The following is a 16,878-nucleotide window of genomic DNA, read 5'->3' as shown; positions in this document are numbered from 1 at the left end:
ACTGGACTGTATCGTACTGTTACCGTCCTACTCCGGCATCCGATCAACGTCAAGAGTGAACGGTACAGTTCAGTGCAGTCATTGCAGCAAAAAACCGCTCTACCGCCCGCGTCCCACGATGCGAAGGCGGAACAGATCCTTGCCGCCGCGCGGGAGGTGTTTCTGGAGCTTGGCTACGCGGCGACCTCCATGGATCAGGTGGCCCAGCAGGCGCGCGTCTCGAAAACCACGCTCTACACCCGCTTCCCCTCCAAGGAGGAACTCTACACGGCGGTGATCTCCGCCGAGTGTGAACGGAGCGGCCTGCAATTCATGCCGGAAATGTTCGATGGCCTGCCCCTGCGCGACATTCTGGTCCATGTCGGCCGCCGCTTCGTCGATCTGGCATGGTCGGAAGCGGCCATCCGCGTCCACCAGTCGGTGGCGGGGGAGGCGATGCGGATGCCGGAGGCGGCACAGCTCTATTACCGGGCCGGACCGGAGAAAGGCATCGCCAACTACGTCGCCTTGTTCACCCACATGGCCGAGCGCGGCGTGATCGTGACGGACGATCCGGCCTTCGTCGCCCGGCAGTTCCTGGCGGCCTTGCAGGGCGGTCCCTATTGCCAGATGGTGCTGGGTCTGCATCCCCATCCGACCGACGAGGAGCGTTACGCTTTCATAGACAAGGCGATCGACCTGTTCCTGAGCGGCGCGGCGCCTGCTACACGATAGCCTTTGCCGATTTTCCGCGGCTCCGGCCTTTTACGATGGAATGCCTGTCAATGTCCGCCTGTCCTTGCGGTTCCGGCCGCGCCCTCGACCTTTGCTGCGGTCCGATCCTGGCGGGGGAGCCCGCCCCCAGCGCCGAGGCGCTGATGCGCTCCCGCTACACCGCCTTCGTCCGCCACGACATCGACCATATCGAGCGCAGTTGCGCGCCGGAAACCCATGCCGGATTCAACCGTGACGATGCCGTTCGCGTGGCGGAGGAATGCGACTGGGGACCGTTGACCGTGATGAAGGCGGAAGAGAACGGCGACGACGGGATGGTCGAATTCTTCCTGACCTTCCGCCGCGACGGGGAGGAGTGGCCGCTGCATGAACGGTCACGCTTCCGCCGGGTGGATGGACGCTGGCTCTATGTCGACAGCGTGCTGAACCCCAAGGACCCGCCGCGCCGGGTGGTGAAGGTCGGCCGCAACGATCCCTGCCCCTGCGGGTCCGGGCGCAAGCACAAGGCATGCTGCGGGCGCTGACCTCGACGCCCGCAGCGGACCCTCAGCTCATCCCCAGATAGCGCCCCGGCTTGTGGTTGATCGCCAGCGTCAGGTTGACGATGGCGGCTCCCACCACCGACAGCAGCAGCCGGTCCGGCGCCAATACGAAGAAGGCGCCGGCCAGGATCGCCAGATCGACGCCCAGCTGGAAGTAGCCGGCGCGGATGCCGTGGCGCTCCTGCAGGTAGATGGCCAGGATGTTGACGCCGCCCAGCCCGGTGCGGTGGCGGAACAGCATCAGGAGGCCGGTGCCGCAAAGGCCGCTGCCGACCACCGTCGCATAGACCGGATCGAGATGGGCGAATCCCACCCATTGCTCGGTCAGGCGCGAGAAGATCGTGACCAGTGCCACCGCGATGAAGGTGCGCGCGGTGAATTTCCAGCCGAGCCGCTTCCACGCCAGCCAATAGAAGGGCAGGTTGATGACGAAGAAGATGATGCCGAACTGAACCTTGGTGACGTAGCTCAGCAGCAGGGACAGTCCGGCGGTGCTGCCGGTCAGCAGCATCGTCTTGGAATAGATCAGCATGCCCAGCGCGATGAACAGCGTGCCCATCAGCATGGCGAGCGCATCTTCATACAGCTGGTGACGGTCCACCGCCGCGGGTGGGGCCTGGAGGGTCGCGGCCATCCTGCTCGTCTCCCCGATCAGCGAAGGGCGGCGAACTTCGCGACCACATCGTCAACCTCGGCCGTCTTCAGGCCGGCGATGTTGATGCGGCCGGAGGTCGGCATGTAGATGGCGTGGTCGGCGCGCAGGCGCAGCACCTCGGCCTCGGTCAGCGGCAGCAGGGAGAACATGCCCTCCTGCTCCGCCACCGCCGTCAGGGCGGGGAAGGCACCGGCAAGGCCGGCGGCCAGCTTGCGGCGGATGCCGATGATGCGGGCGCGCATGCCGTCCAGTTCAGCGGTCCAGTCGGCGGTCAGCGCGGCGTCGCTCAGGATGGTGCGGACCACGGCGGCGCCATGGTCGGGCGGCATGGAATAGCTGGTGCGGGCAAGCGCCATCAGGTTCGATTTGGCGAGGTCGGCCGGCGCCTGGGTCGCGGCGACGGCGAAGATGGCGCCGGTGCGCTCGCGGTAGAGGCCGAAGGACTTGGACGATGACACGGCGACCAGCGCCTCCGGAACCGCGCCGATCAGGTGGCGCAGCCCCTCCGCATCCTCGTCCAGCCCGCGGCCGAACCCCTGGTAGGCGAGGTCGACCAGCGGCAGCACGCCGCGCGTCTCCAGCACCGCCGCCAGGGTCTTCCACTGGTCGAGCGACAGCGGCGCGCCGGTCGGGTTGTGGCAGCTGCCGTGCAGCAGGGCGACGTCGCCGGGCTGCGCCGCCTCGAAGGCCGCGACCATGCGGTCGAACAGAACGGTCTGGCCGGCGGTGTCGAAGAAGGGATGGCTGACCACCTCAAGCCCGGCGGCGGAGAAGATGCCGACATGATTGGGCCAGGTCGGCTGGCCGACCAGGACACGCGTCGACCCGCCGCGCAGAACAAGGTCGGCGGCCAGACGCAGCGCACCCGACCCGCCGGGCGTCTGCACGCCGGCAGCCGTGACCTTCATGCCGGCCTTGCCGCCCACCAGCGACCACAGACGTTCCAGATACAGCGCGTCGCCTTCCAGCCCCAGATAGGACTTGCTGTCCTGCCCGTCGAGCAGCAGGCGCTCGGCCGCCTTGACCGCACGGAAGACCGGGGTGCGCCCCTCCTCGTCGCGGTAGACCCCGACGCCGAGATCGACCTTGCCCGGCCGGGGATCCTGCTTGTAAAGCCCGATCAGAGCGAGCAGGGCGTCGTCGGGCTGGCGGGAAAGCGCATTGAACATGGCGGTTCGTCCGGTCCTTGCAGATGGAGTATGCGATGACGGGGCAATCAAGCGGCCCGGCTGCGGCGATCCTCCACGTTTGCGGCCCGGTGGACAATGTCGAAGTTCTCAACGGCGCATTGCCACCGTGCGACAGCTCCACGCATGAGGGGAAGGCGCGGCCGTCACTGCGTGAAGAACATCGCCGCGAACACGGCGGCGGTGGCAGCGATGGCTGTCACCAGTCCGTTGCGTCCCAGTGCCCGCTGGCGGTGGAGCGCTACCGCGAACACGATCACGGCAAGGCTGGCCAGAAGCAGGCCCAGCTTGACTTCGGTCATAGTCCGTCATCCTTGAAACTTGTCAGTGTTTCCCGATCCAGCCCAACGCCCCGGCCGAAGTGACCAGAAGGATGGCGCCGCACAGCAGCACCAGCCAGCCGGTCATCAGCAGTCGCCAGCCCGGTCCGGCCTGATCCAGTTCCAGGTAATGCAGCAGGATCTCCCGCCCCTTTGCCACGGCGAGCGCCAGCAACAGCGCCGCCCCGGCGACGCCGCCCCCGCCGCCGGCATCGCCATGGCGGGCGAACAGCAGGGTGACGGCGGTCAGGCCCATCAGCACCAGCCAGGACCGCGTCAGCCGATCGATCGTCTTGGGCATTCTCATGACCGGCCTCCTCAGCGGATCAGGTAGACGAGCGGATAGAGGATCACCCAGACCAGATCGACCATATGCCAGAAGGCGGCCCCGGTCTCCAGATTCTCCACCAGCGTTTCCGGTCCGGAGCAGGCGACCAGAAGAAGGATGACGATGCCCAGCACGACATGCAGGGCGTGGAAACCGGTCAGCAGGAAGTAAAGGGTGAAGAAGCTGTCGCTGTCGATGGTCAGCCCGGCGCCCAGCGTCGCCGAATACTCGACAGCCTTCACCGCCAGGAATACCGATCCGACCGCCGCCGCCACCGCCGCCGTCCGGCGCGCCTGCTTGACGGCGCCACGCCGACCGGCGGCGACGGCACGCGCCGCCAGATAGCCGCTGGTGACCAGCACCATCGTGTTCAACGCCCCCAGCGTGCCGTTGAGATGGGCTTGCCCCGCGGCGAAGGTGGCGGGGTCCAGCACGCGGGCGACCGCGAACCCCAGGAAAGCCGCGCCGAACACCGCAAGCTCGCTGAAGATCAGAATCCACATCATCAGGTTGCCGGGGAGGGCTGCAAGTCCGCCGGGCCGGTCCTGCGGAGCCGTCATCTCCCGGCCCGTCATCTCGATGTCGGCCATGTCCGATCCTTGTCATCATGTAGGCGAACGATAGGCCGACACCGCTCCGGCCGGCTTGACCGCGGTCAAGGAATGCCCCTCTGCCACGGTCAATTATTTGCCCGACCCGTGGCGGAAAGACGCTGCGACGCCCGGCTTCCGGCCCCCGGCCTCGCGCACCCAACGCCCTCCGAACCGACCCCACTCGACGAAAATTCGAGATTGCCAGGGATCCCGAGCGATGACCGAACGCTTCACCAAGGCGGCCGCGCGCAACATCTTCTATGGCGGATCGCTGTTCTTCTTCGCGACCTTCATCGCGTTGACCGCGCTCAGCCACAATTACATCGTCAAGACCAGCACGGATGAAAAGTCGCTGTCAGATGCCGTCATCCGCGGCAAGCATGTGTGGGAGAAGAACTCCTGCATCAACTGCCACACGCTGCTGGGTGAGGGCGCCTATTTCGCCCCCGAGCTGGGCAATGTCTGGCTGCGCTACGGCGGCGACAAGGATCCTGAAAGCGCCGTTCTGGCCCTGAAGGGCTGGATGGCGGCGCAGCCGACCGGAATAGAGGGGCGGCGCCAGATGCCGCAATTCCACCTGACCGACGGCGAGGTCGAGGATCTGGCCGCCTTCCTGGAATGGACCAGCCGGATCAACACCCAGAACTGGCCGCCCAAGCTCTCGGGCTGAGGAGATTTCCGTCATGAAGTACGAATCGCAGAAAGTCGCCCTCTATTACTTCGCGGCGGCCATGGGACTGTTCGCTGTGCAGATCCTGGTGGGTCTCCTGGCCGGGGTCGTCTATGTCCTGCCCAACACGCTGTCGGAGCTGTTGCCGTTCAACGTTCTGCGGATGATCCACACCAACGCGCTGATCGTCTGGCTTCTGATCGGCTTCTTCGGCGCCGCCTATTACCTGATTCCGGAGGAGTCTGAAACCGAGCTGCACAGTCCGAAGCTGGCGCTGATCCAGCTGGGACTGTTCGTCTTCGGCGCGCTGGCCGCCGTGGTCGGCTATGTCTTCCGCATCCATGAAGGGCGGGAGTTCCTGGAACAGCCGACCTGGATCAAGGGCGCCATCGTCGTCGTCGCGCTGATGTTCCTCTACAACATGACGATGACGGTCATCAAAGGCCGCCGCACGGTCATCACCAACATCCTGCTGGTGGGCATGTGGGGCATCGCCATCTTCTTCCTGTTCTCCTTCTACAACCCGTCCAACCTGTCGCTGGACAAGATGTACTGGTGGTACGTCGTCCATCTGTGGGTGGAAGGCGTGTGGGAGCTGGTGCTGGCCTCCATCCTCGCCTTCCTGATGATCAAGATGACCGGCGTCGACCGCGAAGTGGTCGAGAAGTGGCTGTACGCCATCGTCGGTCTGGCCCTGTTCAGCGGCATCCTCGGCACCGGCCACCATTACTACTGGATCGGCACGCCCGGCTACTGGCAGTGGATCGGCTCGCTGTTCTCGACGCTGGAGGTCGCTCCCTTCTTCACCATGGTCGTCTTCGCCTTCATGATGGTGTGGAAGAGCGGCCGCCGTCACCCGAACAAGGCGGCGATGCTGTGGTCGCTGGGCTGCGCGGTGTTCGCCTTCTTCGGCGCCGGGCTGTGGGGCTTCCTGCACACGCTGGCCCCGATCAACTACTACACCCACGGCACCCAGGTGACGGCGGCGCACGGGCATCTCGCCTTCTACGGCGCCTATGCGATGATCAACCTCGCCATCATCACCTACGCCATGCCCTATCTGCGCGGCAAGCAGCCCTACAACCAGATCCTCAACATGTGGAGCTTCTGGCTGATGAGCGGCGGCATGGCCTTCATGACCTTCGCCCTGACCGTGGCCGGCGTGGTGCAGACCCATCTCCAGCGCGTGCTGGGCATGGACTACATGGAGGTGCAGGCCCAGATCGCGCTGTTCTACTGGATGCGGCTCGGTGCCGGCGTCGCGGTGGCGGTGGGCGTGCTGGTCTACCTCTACGCCATCTTCGGTCCGGCCCGCGAGGAGCGGCCCGCCTCGATCCCGGCCAGCTACCAGCCGGCCGAGTGACGTCCCCTCCGGCCCCTGCGCTCCATCGGCCGTCCGATGCACGCAGGGGCCGTCTTTTTTTGGAGTTCCACCGCGATGCCCGACAGCGCCGTCCCGATCCAGCCGTCCGCCTCCTTGCCCTTCTATCAGCCGACCGGCGACGAGTGCGCGCTGTTCGAGCATGCCTACCATCACCGGCTGCCGCTGCTGCTGAAGGGGCCGACCGGCTGCGGCAAGACCCGCTTCGTCGCCCACATGGCGGCGAAGCTCGGCCGGCCGCTCTACACCGTGTCCTGCCATGACGACCTGACCGCCGCCGACCTGACCGGGCGCTACCTGCTGAAGGGCGGCGACACCGTCTGGGCGGACGGGCCGCTGACCCGCGCGGTGCGCGAAGGTGCCATCTGCTATCTCGACGAGGTGGTTGAGGCGCGCAAGGATGTCACCGTCGTGCTGCACCCGCTGACCGACGACCGGCGTATCCTGCCGCTGGACCGCACCGGCGAGACGCTGGAGGCGCCGCCGGGCTTCATGCTGGTGGTGTCCTACAATCCCGGCTACCAGAATGTCCTGAAGGCGCTGAAGCCCAGCACCCGCCAGCGCTTCCTCGCTGTCGAGTTCGACTTTCCGCCGCTTGAGCGGGAGATTCCCATCGTGGCGGCCGAAAGCGGACTGGCCGAAAACCGCGTCGCTCCGCTGGTCCGCCTCGCCAACGCATTGCGGGCGCTGAAGGGGCAGGATTTGGAGGAGGGCGTATCGACCCGCCTGCTGATCTACTGCGCCACGCTGATCCGCTCCGGCATGAAGCCCGAACGCGCCATCCGCGCCGCCCTGATCGAGCCGCTGACCGACGACCCGGACATCCGTGCCGGCCTGCTGCGGGTGGCCGAGGTCACGCTGGGGTAGGGGGTCGGTATCATAGGGAACAGCTGTCATGCTGGAAATCTTCGAGCCGGAAGAGACCGTCGGCCGTTTGTGGCACCGCCTGATCGGCGGGCGGTCGAGCTATCCTCACCATCCGGACGCGGCGGTGACGCTGGAGACGATGCGACCGCGGCTGGCCGTGTTCTTCCGCGCGCTCGGCGGCGATCGCGGGGTGCGGCTGGCCGCCGGAACCGCGGCGGTCTCCGGACACCGGCTGCCGCTGCTCGACCGCATCGGGCTGGGGGCGGAGCGGGTGGAGCGGTCGTCGCTCGACGGCGATGTCCTGCAGTTGCCGGCCGCCATCGACCTGTTCCCCGACCCGGTGCTGAACGAGCGGCTGTATGAATGGCTGGCAGCCTTCTTTGCCCATGCCGAAGCGGCGGCGCAGCCCGCCGACCCGCTGCAGGCCGACCTGCAGCTTCTGCGCAGCGCCGCGGCGACCACCGCGGCGCTGCTGCGCCATTGGCCGGGGCTGCGCCGCCTCCATGACGAGCTTGCCTGCGCGGTCGCCGCGGTCCGCCCAACACGCCGCCTGCCGCCGGTCGAGGCCGAGGTGGAGCGCGCCGTCCTGGCGCTGCTTGGTGCCGGCGCCGCGACCGCGGGAGCAACGCGGATGCTCGACCCGACGATCCCGCTGTCGGACTTCATCGCGCCCTATGGCTATGCCCGCCTGCTGCCGGTCCCGCTGTGGGGGCTGGTGGCGCCACCGAACGAGCGCTCGCTCGCCGCCTTGGCCGAGAGCCCTGGGGAGGGCGGACAGGCCGCGGAGGGCGACCAGCGCCGCCGTGCCGCGACCCGGCGGCAGACCGACCAGATCCAGCGCAACGATCCGCTGATCCTGAACCGCTTCGAAAAGATGCTGAGCCTCGCCGAGGCGCTGAACATCCCGCGCGCGGTCGATGACGACGATGCGGAGAACGCCCGCAAGGCAGCCGACGACCTCGACGAGATCGCCGTCGGCACCCACCAGCGCAAGGCATCGACCACGCTGAAGCTCGACCTCGACCTCGGAGCGCAGGCCGTCGACGACGCGCCGTTGACCGCGACCCTGACCTATCCCGAATGGGACCACCGCCGCCGGACCCATCTGCCGGACCATTGCCGGGTGGTGGCGGAGACGGCCCCGGCCGACGGCGAGGACTGGCGACCCGACGCCGCGGCCCTCCGCCGCATCCGGCAGGTCCGCCGCCAGTTCGAGGCCCTGCGCCCGAAACGCATGCTGTTCACCGGGCAGGCCGACGGCGACGAGCTGGACCTGACCGCCCTGGTGCGCAGCCGCGCCGATTTCCGCGCCGGGGGAAGCGGCAGCGACCGGGTGCATCAACAGGCCCGCAACGCCGCCCGCGACCTCGCCGTCGCCGTGCTGGTCGACGGCTCGCTGTCCACCGACGGCTGGATCGACGGCCGCCGGGTGCTGGATGTGGAGAAAGAGGCGCTGCTGGCCCTGACCCATGGCCTGACCGCCTGCGGCGACGACCATGCGCTCTATGCCTTCACCTCACGCCGGCGCGACTGGGTGCGTGTCCAGACGCTGAAGGACTTCGACGAACCGCTGGGGACCACCGTGACCCGCCGCATCGGCGCGCTGAAGCCCGGCTACTACACCCGCATGGGCGCTGCGATCCGTCACGCCGCCGCCCAACTGGCCGAGCGGCCGAACCGTCATCGGCTGCTGATCCTTCTGACCGACGGCAAGCCGAACGACGTGGATCATTACGAGGGGCGCTACGGCATCGAGGATACCCGCGAGGCCATCCGCGAGGCGCGGCGCGACGGTCTGGCCGTCTTCGCCATCACCGTCGATGCGATGGCCCGCGATTACGTGCCCTATCTGTTCGGACGCGGCGGCTATGCCATATTCCCGCAGGTTTCCCACCTGACGAAGGCGCTGCCGGCACTCTACCGGCAGGTCGCCTGCACCGCCTGACCCCTTGAGGACTCTGCACTATGACCGACGCCAATGCCGCAACGCCCGAACCGGTGAAGATCGGGATCGTCACCATCTCCGACCGTGCCAGCCGCGGTGTCTATGAGGACAAGGGCGGCCCGGCGATCCGCGACGAGCTGACGCGCATCGTCGCCTCGCCTTGGGTCGCGGAAGCGCGGGTCATCCCGGACGAATTGGAACTGATCGCAGCCACCCTGGTCGAGTTGTGCGACGTCGCCGGCTGCGATCTGGTCGTCACCACCGGCGGTACCGGCCCCGCCCCGCGCGACGTGACGCCGGAAGCGACGGAGCAGGTATGCGACAAGATGATGCCGGGATTCGGCGAACTGATGCGGTCGGTCAGCTTGCGGGTGGTGCCGACTGCCATCCTGTCGCGCCAGACCGCCGGCATCCGCGGCCGCAGCCTGATCGTCAATCTGCCGGGCAAGCCATCCGCCATCCATGACTGCCTGGAGGCTGTGTTCCCGGCGGTCCCCTACTGCCTGGACCTGATCGGCGCCGGCCGTATCGAAACCGACCCGGCCGTTTGCGTCGCCTTTCGTCCAAAATCCTGAGAGCCCATTTGAAAGACTGTCCAGAAAAACTCAATGCTATTCGATCGTCATTCCCGCGAAGGTGGGAATCCAGCCTTCGCAGGCGCTTGAACCGGAAGCCTGGATCCCCGCCTTCGCAGTGATGACGGATCGGAACAGCATCGGACCATGACGGATGTATTCAAACAGGCTCTAGCCGTCGAAGTCCTCATACTTAGCATGGAAATAAAAAGGCCTGCGACAAAGTTACGTGCAGGCCTTTCACTTGACGTCGGTCAAGAAGAGATATCGGGGTCTGGGTGATTATTACATCACAAGAAACAAACCCCGAGAATACGCCATGAAGACCTCGCACTCCCTCGTCACCGTCAGTGCCGCCACCCTGATGCTGCTTTCCGCCATCGGTGCCGCTTCGGCGGCGGACACGCTCTACGCCGACCCGAAGGTCAAGCAACCCACCCATAGCATCGTCATGGATCCGGCCGCAGTCCCCGCCCCGGAAAAGGCCGGAAAGCGGGCGCCGAAGACACACAAGGTCGCGCTGGTGACGACGGAAGTCGAATCCAAGCTGGATGACGGCACCACCTACACCTATTGGACCTTCAACAACACGGTGCCAGGCCCGATGGTTCGGGTTCGGGTCGGCGATACTGTCGATGTCACCATCGCCAACGCGGCGGAATCGACGATGAACCACTCCGTCGATTTCCACGCCGCGACCGGTTTCCTCGGCGGCGGCCAGATCACCCAGGTGGAGCCGGGCCAGACCAAGGCCTTCACCTTCAAGGCGCTGACCCCCGGCGTCTATGTCTATCACTGCGCCACTCCGATGGTCGCCCATCACATCTCCAAGGGCATGTACGGCCTGATCGTGGTGGAGCCGGAGGCCGGCCTGCCGCCGGTGGATCACGAGTTCTACGTGATGCAGCAGGAAATCTACGCCACCAAGGCCAAGAACCTGGCGAATGCCGAGGACGATTATGACGGTCTCGTCAACGAGCGCCCAAGCTATCTGGTGTTCAACGGCACGGTCGGCGCACTGACCAAGGACAAGCCGCTGAAGGCAAAGGTCGGCGAGACGGTCCGCCTCTATTTCGGCGTCGGCGGCCCGAACCTGACCTCCTCCTTCCATGTCATCGGCGAGATCTTCGACCGCGTCTACAGCATGGGCGGCCTGGAAAGCGAACCGGCAAAGGGCATCCAGACCGTGACCGTCGCCCCCGGCGGCGCCACGATGGTGGAGTTCAAGGTCGATTATCCCGGCAAATACGCCCTGGTCGATCATGCGCTGAGCCGCGCCACCAAGGGGTTGATCGGCATCCTGGAAGTCGAAGGCAAGGCTGACGACAGAATCATTCTGGACAAGACCGGCGACTCCCGCAAGCAGCTGGGGGAGATGCAGCACTGACGGGTCGGTTGGGCGGAAGAAGTCCCCCTCTCCCGCAAGGAGAGAGGGGCTCTTTCACCGCACATGCCACAAAAACAAAGAAGGGCCACCGTTTCCGGCAGCCCTTCCATTGTCTATCCGTGTGTCGTCGACACAAAGGCGCAGTCCTTAGTAGACCGAAATCCCCTTCACGGAGAAAGAGACCTCGGCATTGACGCTCGACGGCGAATGAGACGGACAATGAGACACGAGATCACCTCCTTTCTGTTGTTGGCGTACCGCACACCATATGGGTCGATCCACGCAGGCTGAAAGGCGATTTGCTGACCGCCCCGTTGTTACAATCGCCAGTCCCCTCACATCAGCGCGTTGGGCATGAACAGAACCAGGCCCGGCCACAGAAGCATCACCGCAACCAGCCCCACCACCGCCAGGACGAAGGGAATGGATTCGACGATGTATTCCTCGATGGGGCAATCCAGCAGGCTGCACACGGTGTACATCGCCACCCCCACCGGCGGGGTCATCGATCCCAGCGTGACGATGGTCATCATCAGGATGCCGAAATGCACGGGATCGACGCCCAGCGGCTGGACGATCGGCAGGAAGATCGGCGTCAGCAGAAGCACCAGCACCGTGCTTTCGATGAACAGGCCGGCGATGAACAGGAAGACCAGGATCAGGGCCACGACCAGCACCGGCTCCCGCGTCAGGTCGGTCATGGCGGCGGCGATGCTCTGCGGCGCCTGTTCGAAGACGATGGCGTAGCCGACCATGCCGGAGAACAGGATGATCAGCATGATCAGACCGGTATCGGTCACCGCTTCCACCAGCGCGTCGGCCAGCCCCTGCATGGTCAGTTCCCGATGGGCGAAGAAGCCGACGAGAAGGGCATAGATGACGGCGAAGGCGCCGACCTCCGACGGGGTGAACAGACCGCCGCGGATGGCAACCAGCAGGGCCACCGGGAACAGCAGGGCCCATTTCGCGTCGACCACCGCCGCCCAGACCGCCTTGGCGGTCGGCCGCTGGGTGGTGGCGGCGCGATAGCCGCGACGCCGGGCGATCCACCAGACGGTGGCCATCAGCACGGCCATCATCAGGAAACCGGGAACGATGCCGGCCAGGAACAGTCGGCCGATCGACACGTTGCCGACGAAGCCGTACAGGATCAGGCCCAGGCTTGGCGGGATGGTGGCGGTGATCAGCGAGCCCACCGCGATGACGGCCGAGGTGAAGCCCTTGGAATAGCCGCTGCGGATCAGGTCGGGCCCCAGGATGCGCGCCTCCATCGCCGCGTCGGCGACGGCGGACCCGGACACGCCGCCCATCAGCGTGGACAGCACGATGCAGACCTGGGCCAGCCCGCCCGACATCCAGGACACCAGCACGTTCGAACAGGCGATCAGCCGGTGGGTGATGCCGGTCCGGTTCATCATGTGCCCGGCCAGCACGAAGAAGGGGACCGCCAGCAGCGGGAAGCTCTGCGACGCGGTGGCGACCTGCTGCACCCCGATCGACATCGGGATGATCCCGTTGGTCAGGAAAAAGGTGAAGCCGGCGATGCCGATGGCGAAGGCGATGGGAACGCCCAACCCCATCAGGACGAAGAAGGTGACGGCGAGCAGGATCACGGCATCACCTCCTCGGCGACGGGGGTTTCCAACGGCGTGTTGAAGATCGGGCGCGGGGTCCGGCGCAGCCGGCCGATGGCGGCCACCGTCTGCCCCAGCAGGGTGAAGGACAGCAGCAGGCAGCCGACCGGCACCGCCGCCGTGACGAAGGCATAGCTGATGCCGCTGTCGCCGAACTGCCGCTCCAGATTCAGCATGGTCAGCTGATAGCCCTTGACCGCCATGGTCAGCAGGAAGGCCAGCACCACCAGCGCCAGCAGGATATCCAGCACCGCGCGCGGCCGAGCCGGCAGCCGCTTCACCAGATAATCGATGCCGATATGGGCATGCTTGCGCAGGGCGAGGTCGGCGCCGAGGAAGCTGGCCCAGGCGAACAGCAGCTGGGCGACGTCCACCGACCAGACCAGGGGATAGCCGAACCAGCGGCTGATGCCGGCCAGGAAGACCAGCAGGACGATGACGGCGAGCAGCGTCGTCGCCAACACCGCCTCCGCCTTGACATAGAGGGATTTCATTGCAAGGGGGTGCTCCGGTCCGGACCGCAGGGGTCGTCACCGCGGACGAAGGCTGCGAGCGTCGGTTGCTGGAGAGGGGAGCGGAAGCCGCCAAGGTGCGGCGCTCCCGCTCCCGGTCGAGGGAACCGGGATCGGTCCGGTCACTGCTTCAGCAGCGTTTCGACCTGCTTCTGCAGGTCGCCATAGCCGAGCTTTTCATAGACCGGCGCCGTGGCGGTGCGGAAGGGCGTCACGTCGATCTCGACGATCTGCATGCCCTTGTCCTTCATCTGCTTCTCGAAATCGGCAAGCGAATTCTCGGTCGCCTTCGACGCGCTGTCGCCGGCCTTCAGCGACTCCTCGCGCAGCAGCGTCTGCATGTCCTTCGGCAGGCCGTCGAACCAGGCGGCGCTGGTGACGATGCCGGTGATCAGGTTGATGTGGCCGGTCTTGGTCAGATACTTCGCCACCTCATACAGGCGGGAGCCGTAGATCGCCGGATCCTGCGCCTCGGCTCCGTCGATCACCTGCTGCTGCATGGCGGTGTAGACCTCCGACCAGGGCAGCGGCGTCGGCGTGGCGCCCATGGCGCGGATCGTCTCCATCCACACCGGCGCACCGGGGGTCCGGACGCGCACGCCGTTGAGGTCGGCGGGAACCTTCACCGGCTTGTTGGTCAGCATGTGGCGTTCGCCCTGCCACCAGTTGAAGGACAGCACCTGATGGCCCGACGACTTGCGCAGCTTCTGCACCCACTCCTCGAACATCGGGGAGGTCACGACCTTGCGGATGCCGCCATAGCCCTGGGCGACGTAAGGAGCGCCCAGCACGCCGAACTCCTTCACGAAGACGGCCAGCCGGCCGCCGTCCACCACAACCGCGACCGGGGCGCCGGCCCGCGCCTGTTCCAGCAGATCCTCGTCCTTGCCCAGCTGCGAGGCGGGGAACAGCCGGACGCTCATCTTGCCGGCCGACCGCTTTTCCACATTGGCCTTGAACTCCTCCAGGCCCTTGTAGAGCGGGTCCTGCGGCGACAGCGCCGTGTTGACGCTGAGCGTGTAATCGGCTGCCGATGCGCCGAACGAAACCAGGGACATCACCGAACCGAACAGCGCGGCGCGCACGGCCTTCGCCATGACAGACATCTCGTTTCCTCCCAGAAAATTGCACTGCCGGCGGCATGGATGCCGCCTTTGACCTGGTGCGTGGCCGGCCCGACGCCGGGTTGCCGGCAGAACCCCAATCTCGGGGCTCCAGCAGGGAAGGGAATGGCCGATGACCAGATTGTTCAAGAACTGGTATGGTAGTATGCCTGGATTGTCTTGGCAATAGCGTTTCCGGCTGATTATCCGTTTTGCTCGCAGGATGGTCGACGGACGGTCTGCGCGTGGAAGAGAGCCGGCAGCCGACCTATCGCAGCCGTGGCGTCATCCGGCTCACGGCGAAGCCCAGACCGCCCACCCAGCCGCTCCACCTCCGCCTTCACCTCCTCCAGCGCGTCTTCGGAGCGGGCGATCAGGCGGATGGAAGCCTGCCGGTAGGCGACGAAGGTCAGCGCCGTGGCAGGGCCGGCTCAGGCCGATGCCCCGGTGATGCCGACGACGGGGGAGTGAGGGAAGGGACAAGTGCCTTGTCCTGACAATGAAACGGTCAGGCTGCCGGCGGGATACGGCGGCGGCTCCACCTTGTCCAACGACCGGGGCCGCCGCCGGTTTCCTGGCGGTCGCTCAGCACCTCCTCCTCCACCCGGATGCGGCGGCGGGTGAGGGGAATGTTGAGCAGGGTGGCGACGACCGCGATCCAGACATTGCCGAACACCAGCGGCAGCACCGCCAGCTCGCCCGCCACCACCAGATAGTTGGGGTGCCGGACCCAGCGGAAGGGACCGCGGCGGACCAGCGGCGCCCCGTCCAGCGTGATGATCCGCGTCGTCCAGAAGCGGCCGAGCGTCACGACCACCCACCCCCGCCCGGCCTGCAGCAGCAGGAACAGCGCCAGCAGCCAGCCATCGATCGGGGCGTTTGCCGGAACCGCCAGGAACAGCGCCAGAAGCCAGCCCGCATGAAGCACGACGAACAGCGGATAATGGGCCGCCCCGACCTCCCGCGCTCCCTCGGCCAGCAAGCGGGCGGTGTTGCGGCGGGCGACCACCAGTTCAAGCAGCCGCTGGGCGGCGACCGCCAGCAGGATCGCCTGCGGCCAACCGACTGCCTCCATGGTCACAGGTCCAGCAGGGTGAGGCCGGCGGTGAAGCCGGGGCCGAGCGCCAGCATCAGATGCGGCCCCCTCGCTCCGGCGCGCATCCGGCGGTCGAGAACGAACATGACGCTGGCCGCCGACATGTTGCCGCAGTCGCCCAGCACCGCCCAGGACTCGTCCATCCCGGTGGTGGCAGGCTCCAGCACCTCGGTCAGCGCCTGCAGGACCTTGGCGCCGCCAGGGTGGCAGATCACCCCGGACAGATCCGCGCGGCTCATGCCGCGGCCGCTCAGGAACCGGTCGATCACCGGGGCCATCCGCTCGCGGATCAGGCGCGGGATATCCTGGCTGAAGACGACGCCGAAGCCCTCGTCCTCGATCCGCCACCCCATGATCCTCCGGGTGCCTGGCCAGGTGTGTTCGGCACTGTCGATCACGCGCGGGCCGAGGGCATCGTCCCCGGCCATCGGTGCCCGCAGCAGGGCGGCGGCTGCACCATCGGCGAACAGGGCGCTCGCCACCACATTGGTGGGGGAGGCCTCTTCCGGCCGGTGCGACAGGGTGCAAAGCTCGACCACCAGGAACAGCACGGTGCGCCCCGGCATGGCGCGCGCCATCATGCCCGCCCGCGCCAGTCCCAGCGCCCCACCGGCGCAGCCCAGTCCGAAGACAGGCAACCGCACCGTGTCGGGGCGGAAGCCCATGCGGTCGAGAAGAAGCGCCTCCAGACTCGGCGTCGCGATGCCGGTGGTGGTGGCGCAGACGATGGCGTCGACATCGGCCGGGCGCAGGCCGGTGGCGTCCAGCGCCTTGCCGGCCGCTTCCTCAAGCAGGTCCAGCGAGACCCGCTCGAACACGGCGGCACGCTCGCCCCAGCCGTGGGGCTCCAGATACCAGGAGAGCGGGCAGGCGGCATGGCGGGCGCGGATACCGGTGTTGGCAAAGACGGGAGCCAGCCGGTCGAAGTCGCGCAGGCGATGGGCGAACACCGTCCGGGCGACGGCCAGCGTCTCCTCCTGCTCGAAGCGGTGGGGCGGCAACGCGGTGGCGACCGCCAACAGCCGCGGATCGAGTGACATACTGCCTCCTGCATGCTGCCGCCGGTCGGAGCCTTCGGGGTTGGAGCGGCTTTCCCGCTCCTTCCGCCAACAGGTAGGGCGCAGGCGGGTTGCGCCAAGCTGCACCGTCTCAAAAGGCTATCGCCCTGAGCTTATGGTCCGACGGCAAAGGAAAAGGGCAGCCCTCCGAGGAGCGCCGCCCTCTCTTCTCAATCCATCGTCGGCTTGGCGGTCTTCCCGTGCTTGCCTGCGCTCATGGCGGCGTCTCCGTTCCGGTTCCGCGAACATCCTTCCTTCAACCGCCAGCCGCCGCGATCGTTGCGAAATCCCTTCTCCCCCCGACATCAACC

At 66.7% G+C, this 16,878-nt stretch carries 18 protein-coding genes; 8 read left to right on the top strand and 10 right to left on the bottom strand.

What is annotated here, in order from left to right; genetic code table 11:
- Positions 1-72 precede the first annotated feature (72 nt).
- Both A6A40_RS29090 and A6A40_RS29085 read left to right on the top strand, forming a co-directional pair.
- A complete protein-coding gene (locus A6A40_RS29090) occupies positions 73-714 on the top strand; it encodes a TetR/AcrR family transcriptional regulator (RefSeq protein ID WP_108549305.1) in 642 nt (213 codons plus the stop codon).
- Positions 715-764: 50 nt separating this feature from the next.
- Positions 765-1,238, top strand: coding sequence for a YchJ family protein (locus A6A40_RS29085; RefSeq protein ID WP_108549304.1), 474 nt, complete (start codon positions 765-767; stop codon positions 1,236-1,238).
- 22 nt (positions 1,239-1,260) lie between these two features.
- On the opposite strand, the gene A6A40_RS29080 is transcribed toward A6A40_RS29085, so the two are convergent.
- The 5 genes from A6A40_RS29080 to A6A40_RS29065 form a co-directional block, all read right to left on the bottom strand.
- Positions 1,261-1,890, bottom strand: coding sequence for a YitT family protein (locus tag A6A40_RS29080; protein ID WP_108549303.1), 630 nt, complete (start codon positions 1,888-1,890; stop codon positions 1,261-1,263).
- Between the two features lie 17 nt (positions 1,891-1,907).
- The gene (locus A6A40_RS29075; RefSeq protein WP_108549302.1) at positions 1,908-3,080 is read right to left on the bottom strand and encodes an amino acid aminotransferase; all 1,173 of its coding nucleotides are present in this window, start codon (positions 3,078-3,080) and stop codon (positions 1,908-1,910) included.
- Positions 3,081-3,244: 164 nt separating this feature from the next.
- The gene (locus A6A40_RS31045; RefSeq protein WP_167562552.1) at positions 3,245-3,400 is read right to left on the bottom strand and encodes a hypothetical protein; all 156 of its coding nucleotides are present in this window, start codon (positions 3,398-3,400) and stop codon (positions 3,245-3,247) included.
- A gap of 22 nt (positions 3,401-3,422) precedes the next feature.
- Positions 3,423-3,719: a cytochrome C oxidase subunit IV family protein gene (locus tag A6A40_RS29070; protein ID WP_236784129.1), complete on the bottom strand. Its 297-nt coding sequence runs from the start codon at positions 3,717-3,719 to the stop codon at positions 3,423-3,425.
- Between the two features lie 17 nt (positions 3,720-3,736).
- Complete coding sequence (locus A6A40_RS29065) at positions 3,737-4,336, bottom strand: cytochrome c oxidase subunit 3 (protein ID WP_108549301.1); 600 nt, start codon at positions 4,334-4,336, stop codon at positions 3,737-3,739.
- Positions 4,337-4,556: 220 nt separating this feature from the next.
- Here A6A40_RS29065 and A6A40_RS29060 point away from each other — a divergent pair, with 220 nt between their 5' ends.
- From A6A40_RS29060 to nirK, 6 genes are all read left to right on the top strand, one after another.
- Positions 4,557-5,009 (top strand): c-type cytochrome, encoded by a 453-nt coding sequence (locus tag A6A40_RS29060; protein WP_108549300.1) that lies wholly within the window; start codon positions 4,557-4,559, stop codon positions 5,007-5,009.
- Between the two features lie 13 nt (positions 5,010-5,022).
- Positions 5,023-6,372: a cbb3-type cytochrome c oxidase subunit I gene (locus A6A40_RS29055; RefSeq protein ID WP_108549299.1), complete on the top strand. Its 1,350-nt coding sequence runs from the start codon at positions 5,023-5,025 to the stop codon at positions 6,370-6,372.
- Between the two features lie 75 nt (positions 6,373-6,447).
- Positions 6,448-7,257: a CbbQ/NirQ/NorQ/GpvN family protein gene (locus tag A6A40_RS29050; protein WP_108549298.1), complete on the top strand. Its 810-nt coding sequence runs from the start codon at positions 6,448-6,450 to the stop codon at positions 7,255-7,257.
- A 28-nt stretch (positions 7,258-7,285) separates the two neighbouring features.
- The gene (locus tag A6A40_RS29045) at positions 7,286-9,202 is read left to right on the top strand and encodes a nitric oxide reductase activation protein NorD (protein WP_108549297.1); all 1,917 of its coding nucleotides are present in this window, start codon (positions 7,286-7,288) and stop codon (positions 9,200-9,202) included.
- Positions 9,203-9,222: 20 nt separating this feature from the next.
- On the top strand, positions 9,223-9,777 hold the full coding sequence (gene mog, locus A6A40_RS29040) for a molybdopterin adenylyltransferase (protein ID WP_108549296.1): 555 nt from the start codon (positions 9,223-9,225) through the stop codon (positions 9,775-9,777).
- A gap of 319 nt (positions 9,778-10,096) precedes the next feature.
- Entirely contained in the window at positions 10,097-11,164 is a 1,068-nt protein-coding gene (gene nirK, locus A6A40_RS29035) for a copper-containing nitrite reductase (protein ID WP_108549295.1), read from the top strand.
- A gap of 335 nt (positions 11,165-11,499) precedes the next feature.
- Here the strand turns inward: nirK and A6A40_RS29030 are convergent, their stop codons facing one another.
- The 5 genes from A6A40_RS29030 to A6A40_RS29005 all read right to left on the bottom strand — a co-directional run bounded on the left by A6A40_RS29030 (position 11,500) and on the right by A6A40_RS29005 (position 16,549).
- Complete coding sequence (locus A6A40_RS29030) at positions 11,500-12,777, bottom strand: TRAP transporter large permease (RefSeq protein WP_108549294.1); 1,278 nt, start codon at positions 12,775-12,777, stop codon at positions 11,500-11,502.
- On the bottom strand, positions 12,774-13,292 hold the full coding sequence (locus tag A6A40_RS29025) for a TRAP transporter small permease (RefSeq protein ID WP_108549293.1): 519 nt from the start codon (positions 13,290-13,292) through the stop codon (positions 12,774-12,776). The genes A6A40_RS29030 and A6A40_RS29025 overlap by 4 nt, the downstream gene beginning before the upstream one ends.
- A 140-nt stretch (positions 13,293-13,432) precedes the next feature.
- A complete protein-coding gene (locus A6A40_RS29020) occupies positions 13,433-14,407 on the bottom strand; it encodes a C4-dicarboxylate TRAP transporter substrate-binding protein (protein WP_236784128.1) in 975 nt (324 codons plus the stop codon).
- Between the two features lie 514 nt (positions 14,408-14,921).
- The gene (locus A6A40_RS29010) at positions 14,922-15,488 is read right to left on the bottom strand and encodes an isoprenylcysteine carboxyl methyltransferase family protein (protein ID WP_108549291.1); all 567 of its coding nucleotides are present in this window, start codon (positions 15,486-15,488) and stop codon (positions 14,922-14,924) included.
- A gap of 2 nt (positions 15,489-15,490) precedes the next feature.
- Entirely contained in the window at positions 15,491-16,549 is a 1,059-nt protein-coding gene (locus A6A40_RS29005) for a type III polyketide synthase (RefSeq protein ID WP_108549290.1), read from the bottom strand.
- Positions 16,550-16,878: the final 329 nt, after the last annotated feature.

Origin of the sequence: Azospirillum humicireducens, from assembly GCF_001639105.2 — a bacterium.
Taxonomy (GTDB): domain Bacteria; phylum Pseudomonadota; class Alphaproteobacteria; order Azospirillales; family Azospirillaceae; genus Azospirillum; species Azospirillum humicireducens.
Note: the sequence above shows the minus strand (reverse complement) of the source record. Positions and strands in the feature narration are given on the sequence as shown.

Coding starts and splice junctions, on each gene's coding strand:
- A6A40_RS29060 (WP_108549300.1), top strand. CDS start 4,557: ATGACCGAACGCTTCACCAAGGCGGCCGCGCGCAACATCTTCTATGGC.
- A6A40_RS29065 (WP_108549301.1), bottom strand. CDS start 4,336: ATGGCCGACATCGAGATGACGGGCCGGGAGATGACGGCTCCGCAGGAC.
- A6A40_RS29070 (WP_236784129.1), bottom strand. CDS start 3,719: ATGCCCAAGACGATCGATCGGCTGACGCGGTCCTGGCTGGTGCTGATG.
- A6A40_RS29080 (WP_108549303.1), bottom strand. CDS start 1,890: ATGGCCGCGACCCTCCAGGCCCCACCCGCGGCGGTGGACCGTCACCAG.
- A6A40_RS29025 (WP_108549293.1), bottom strand. CDS start 13,292: ATGAAATCCCTCTATGTCAAGGCGGAGGCGGTGTTGGCGACGACGCTG.
- A6A40_RS29075 (WP_108549302.1), bottom strand. CDS start 3,080: ATGTTCAATGCGCTTTCCCGCCAGCCCGACGACGCCCTGCTCGCTCTG.
- A6A40_RS29085 (WP_108549304.1), top strand. CDS start 765: ATGTCCGCCTGTCCTTGCGGTTCCGGCCGCGCCCTCGACCTTTGCTGC.
- A6A40_RS29045 (WP_108549297.1), top strand. CDS start 7,286: ATGCTGGAAATCTTCGAGCCGGAAGAGACCGTCGGCCGTTTGTGGCAC.
- nirK (WP_108549295.1), top strand. CDS start 10,097: ATGAAGACCTCGCACTCCCTCGTCACCGTCAGTGCCGCCACCCTGATG.
- mog (WP_108549296.1), top strand. CDS start 9,223: ATGACCGACGCCAATGCCGCAACGCCCGAACCGGTGAAGATCGGGATC.
- A6A40_RS29010 (WP_108549291.1), bottom strand. CDS start 15,488: ATGGAGGCAGTCGGTTGGCCGCAGGCGATCCTGCTGGCGGTCGCCGCC.
- A6A40_RS29050 (WP_108549298.1), top strand. CDS start 6,448: ATGCCCGACAGCGCCGTCCCGATCCAGCCGTCCGCCTCCTTGCCCTTC.
- A6A40_RS29055 (WP_108549299.1), top strand. CDS start 5,023: ATGAAGTACGAATCGCAGAAAGTCGCCCTCTATTACTTCGCGGCGGCC.
- A6A40_RS29020 (WP_236784128.1), bottom strand. CDS start 14,407: ATGGCGAAGGCCGTGCGCGCCGCGCTGTTCGGTTCGGTGATGTCCCTG.
- A6A40_RS29005 (WP_108549290.1), bottom strand. CDS start 16,549: ATGTCACTCGATCCGCGGCTGTTGGCGGTCGCCACCGCGTTGCCGCCC.
- A6A40_RS31045 (WP_167562552.1), bottom strand. CDS start 3,400: ATGACCGAAGTCAAGCTGGGCCTGCTTCTGGCCAGCCTTGCCGTGATC.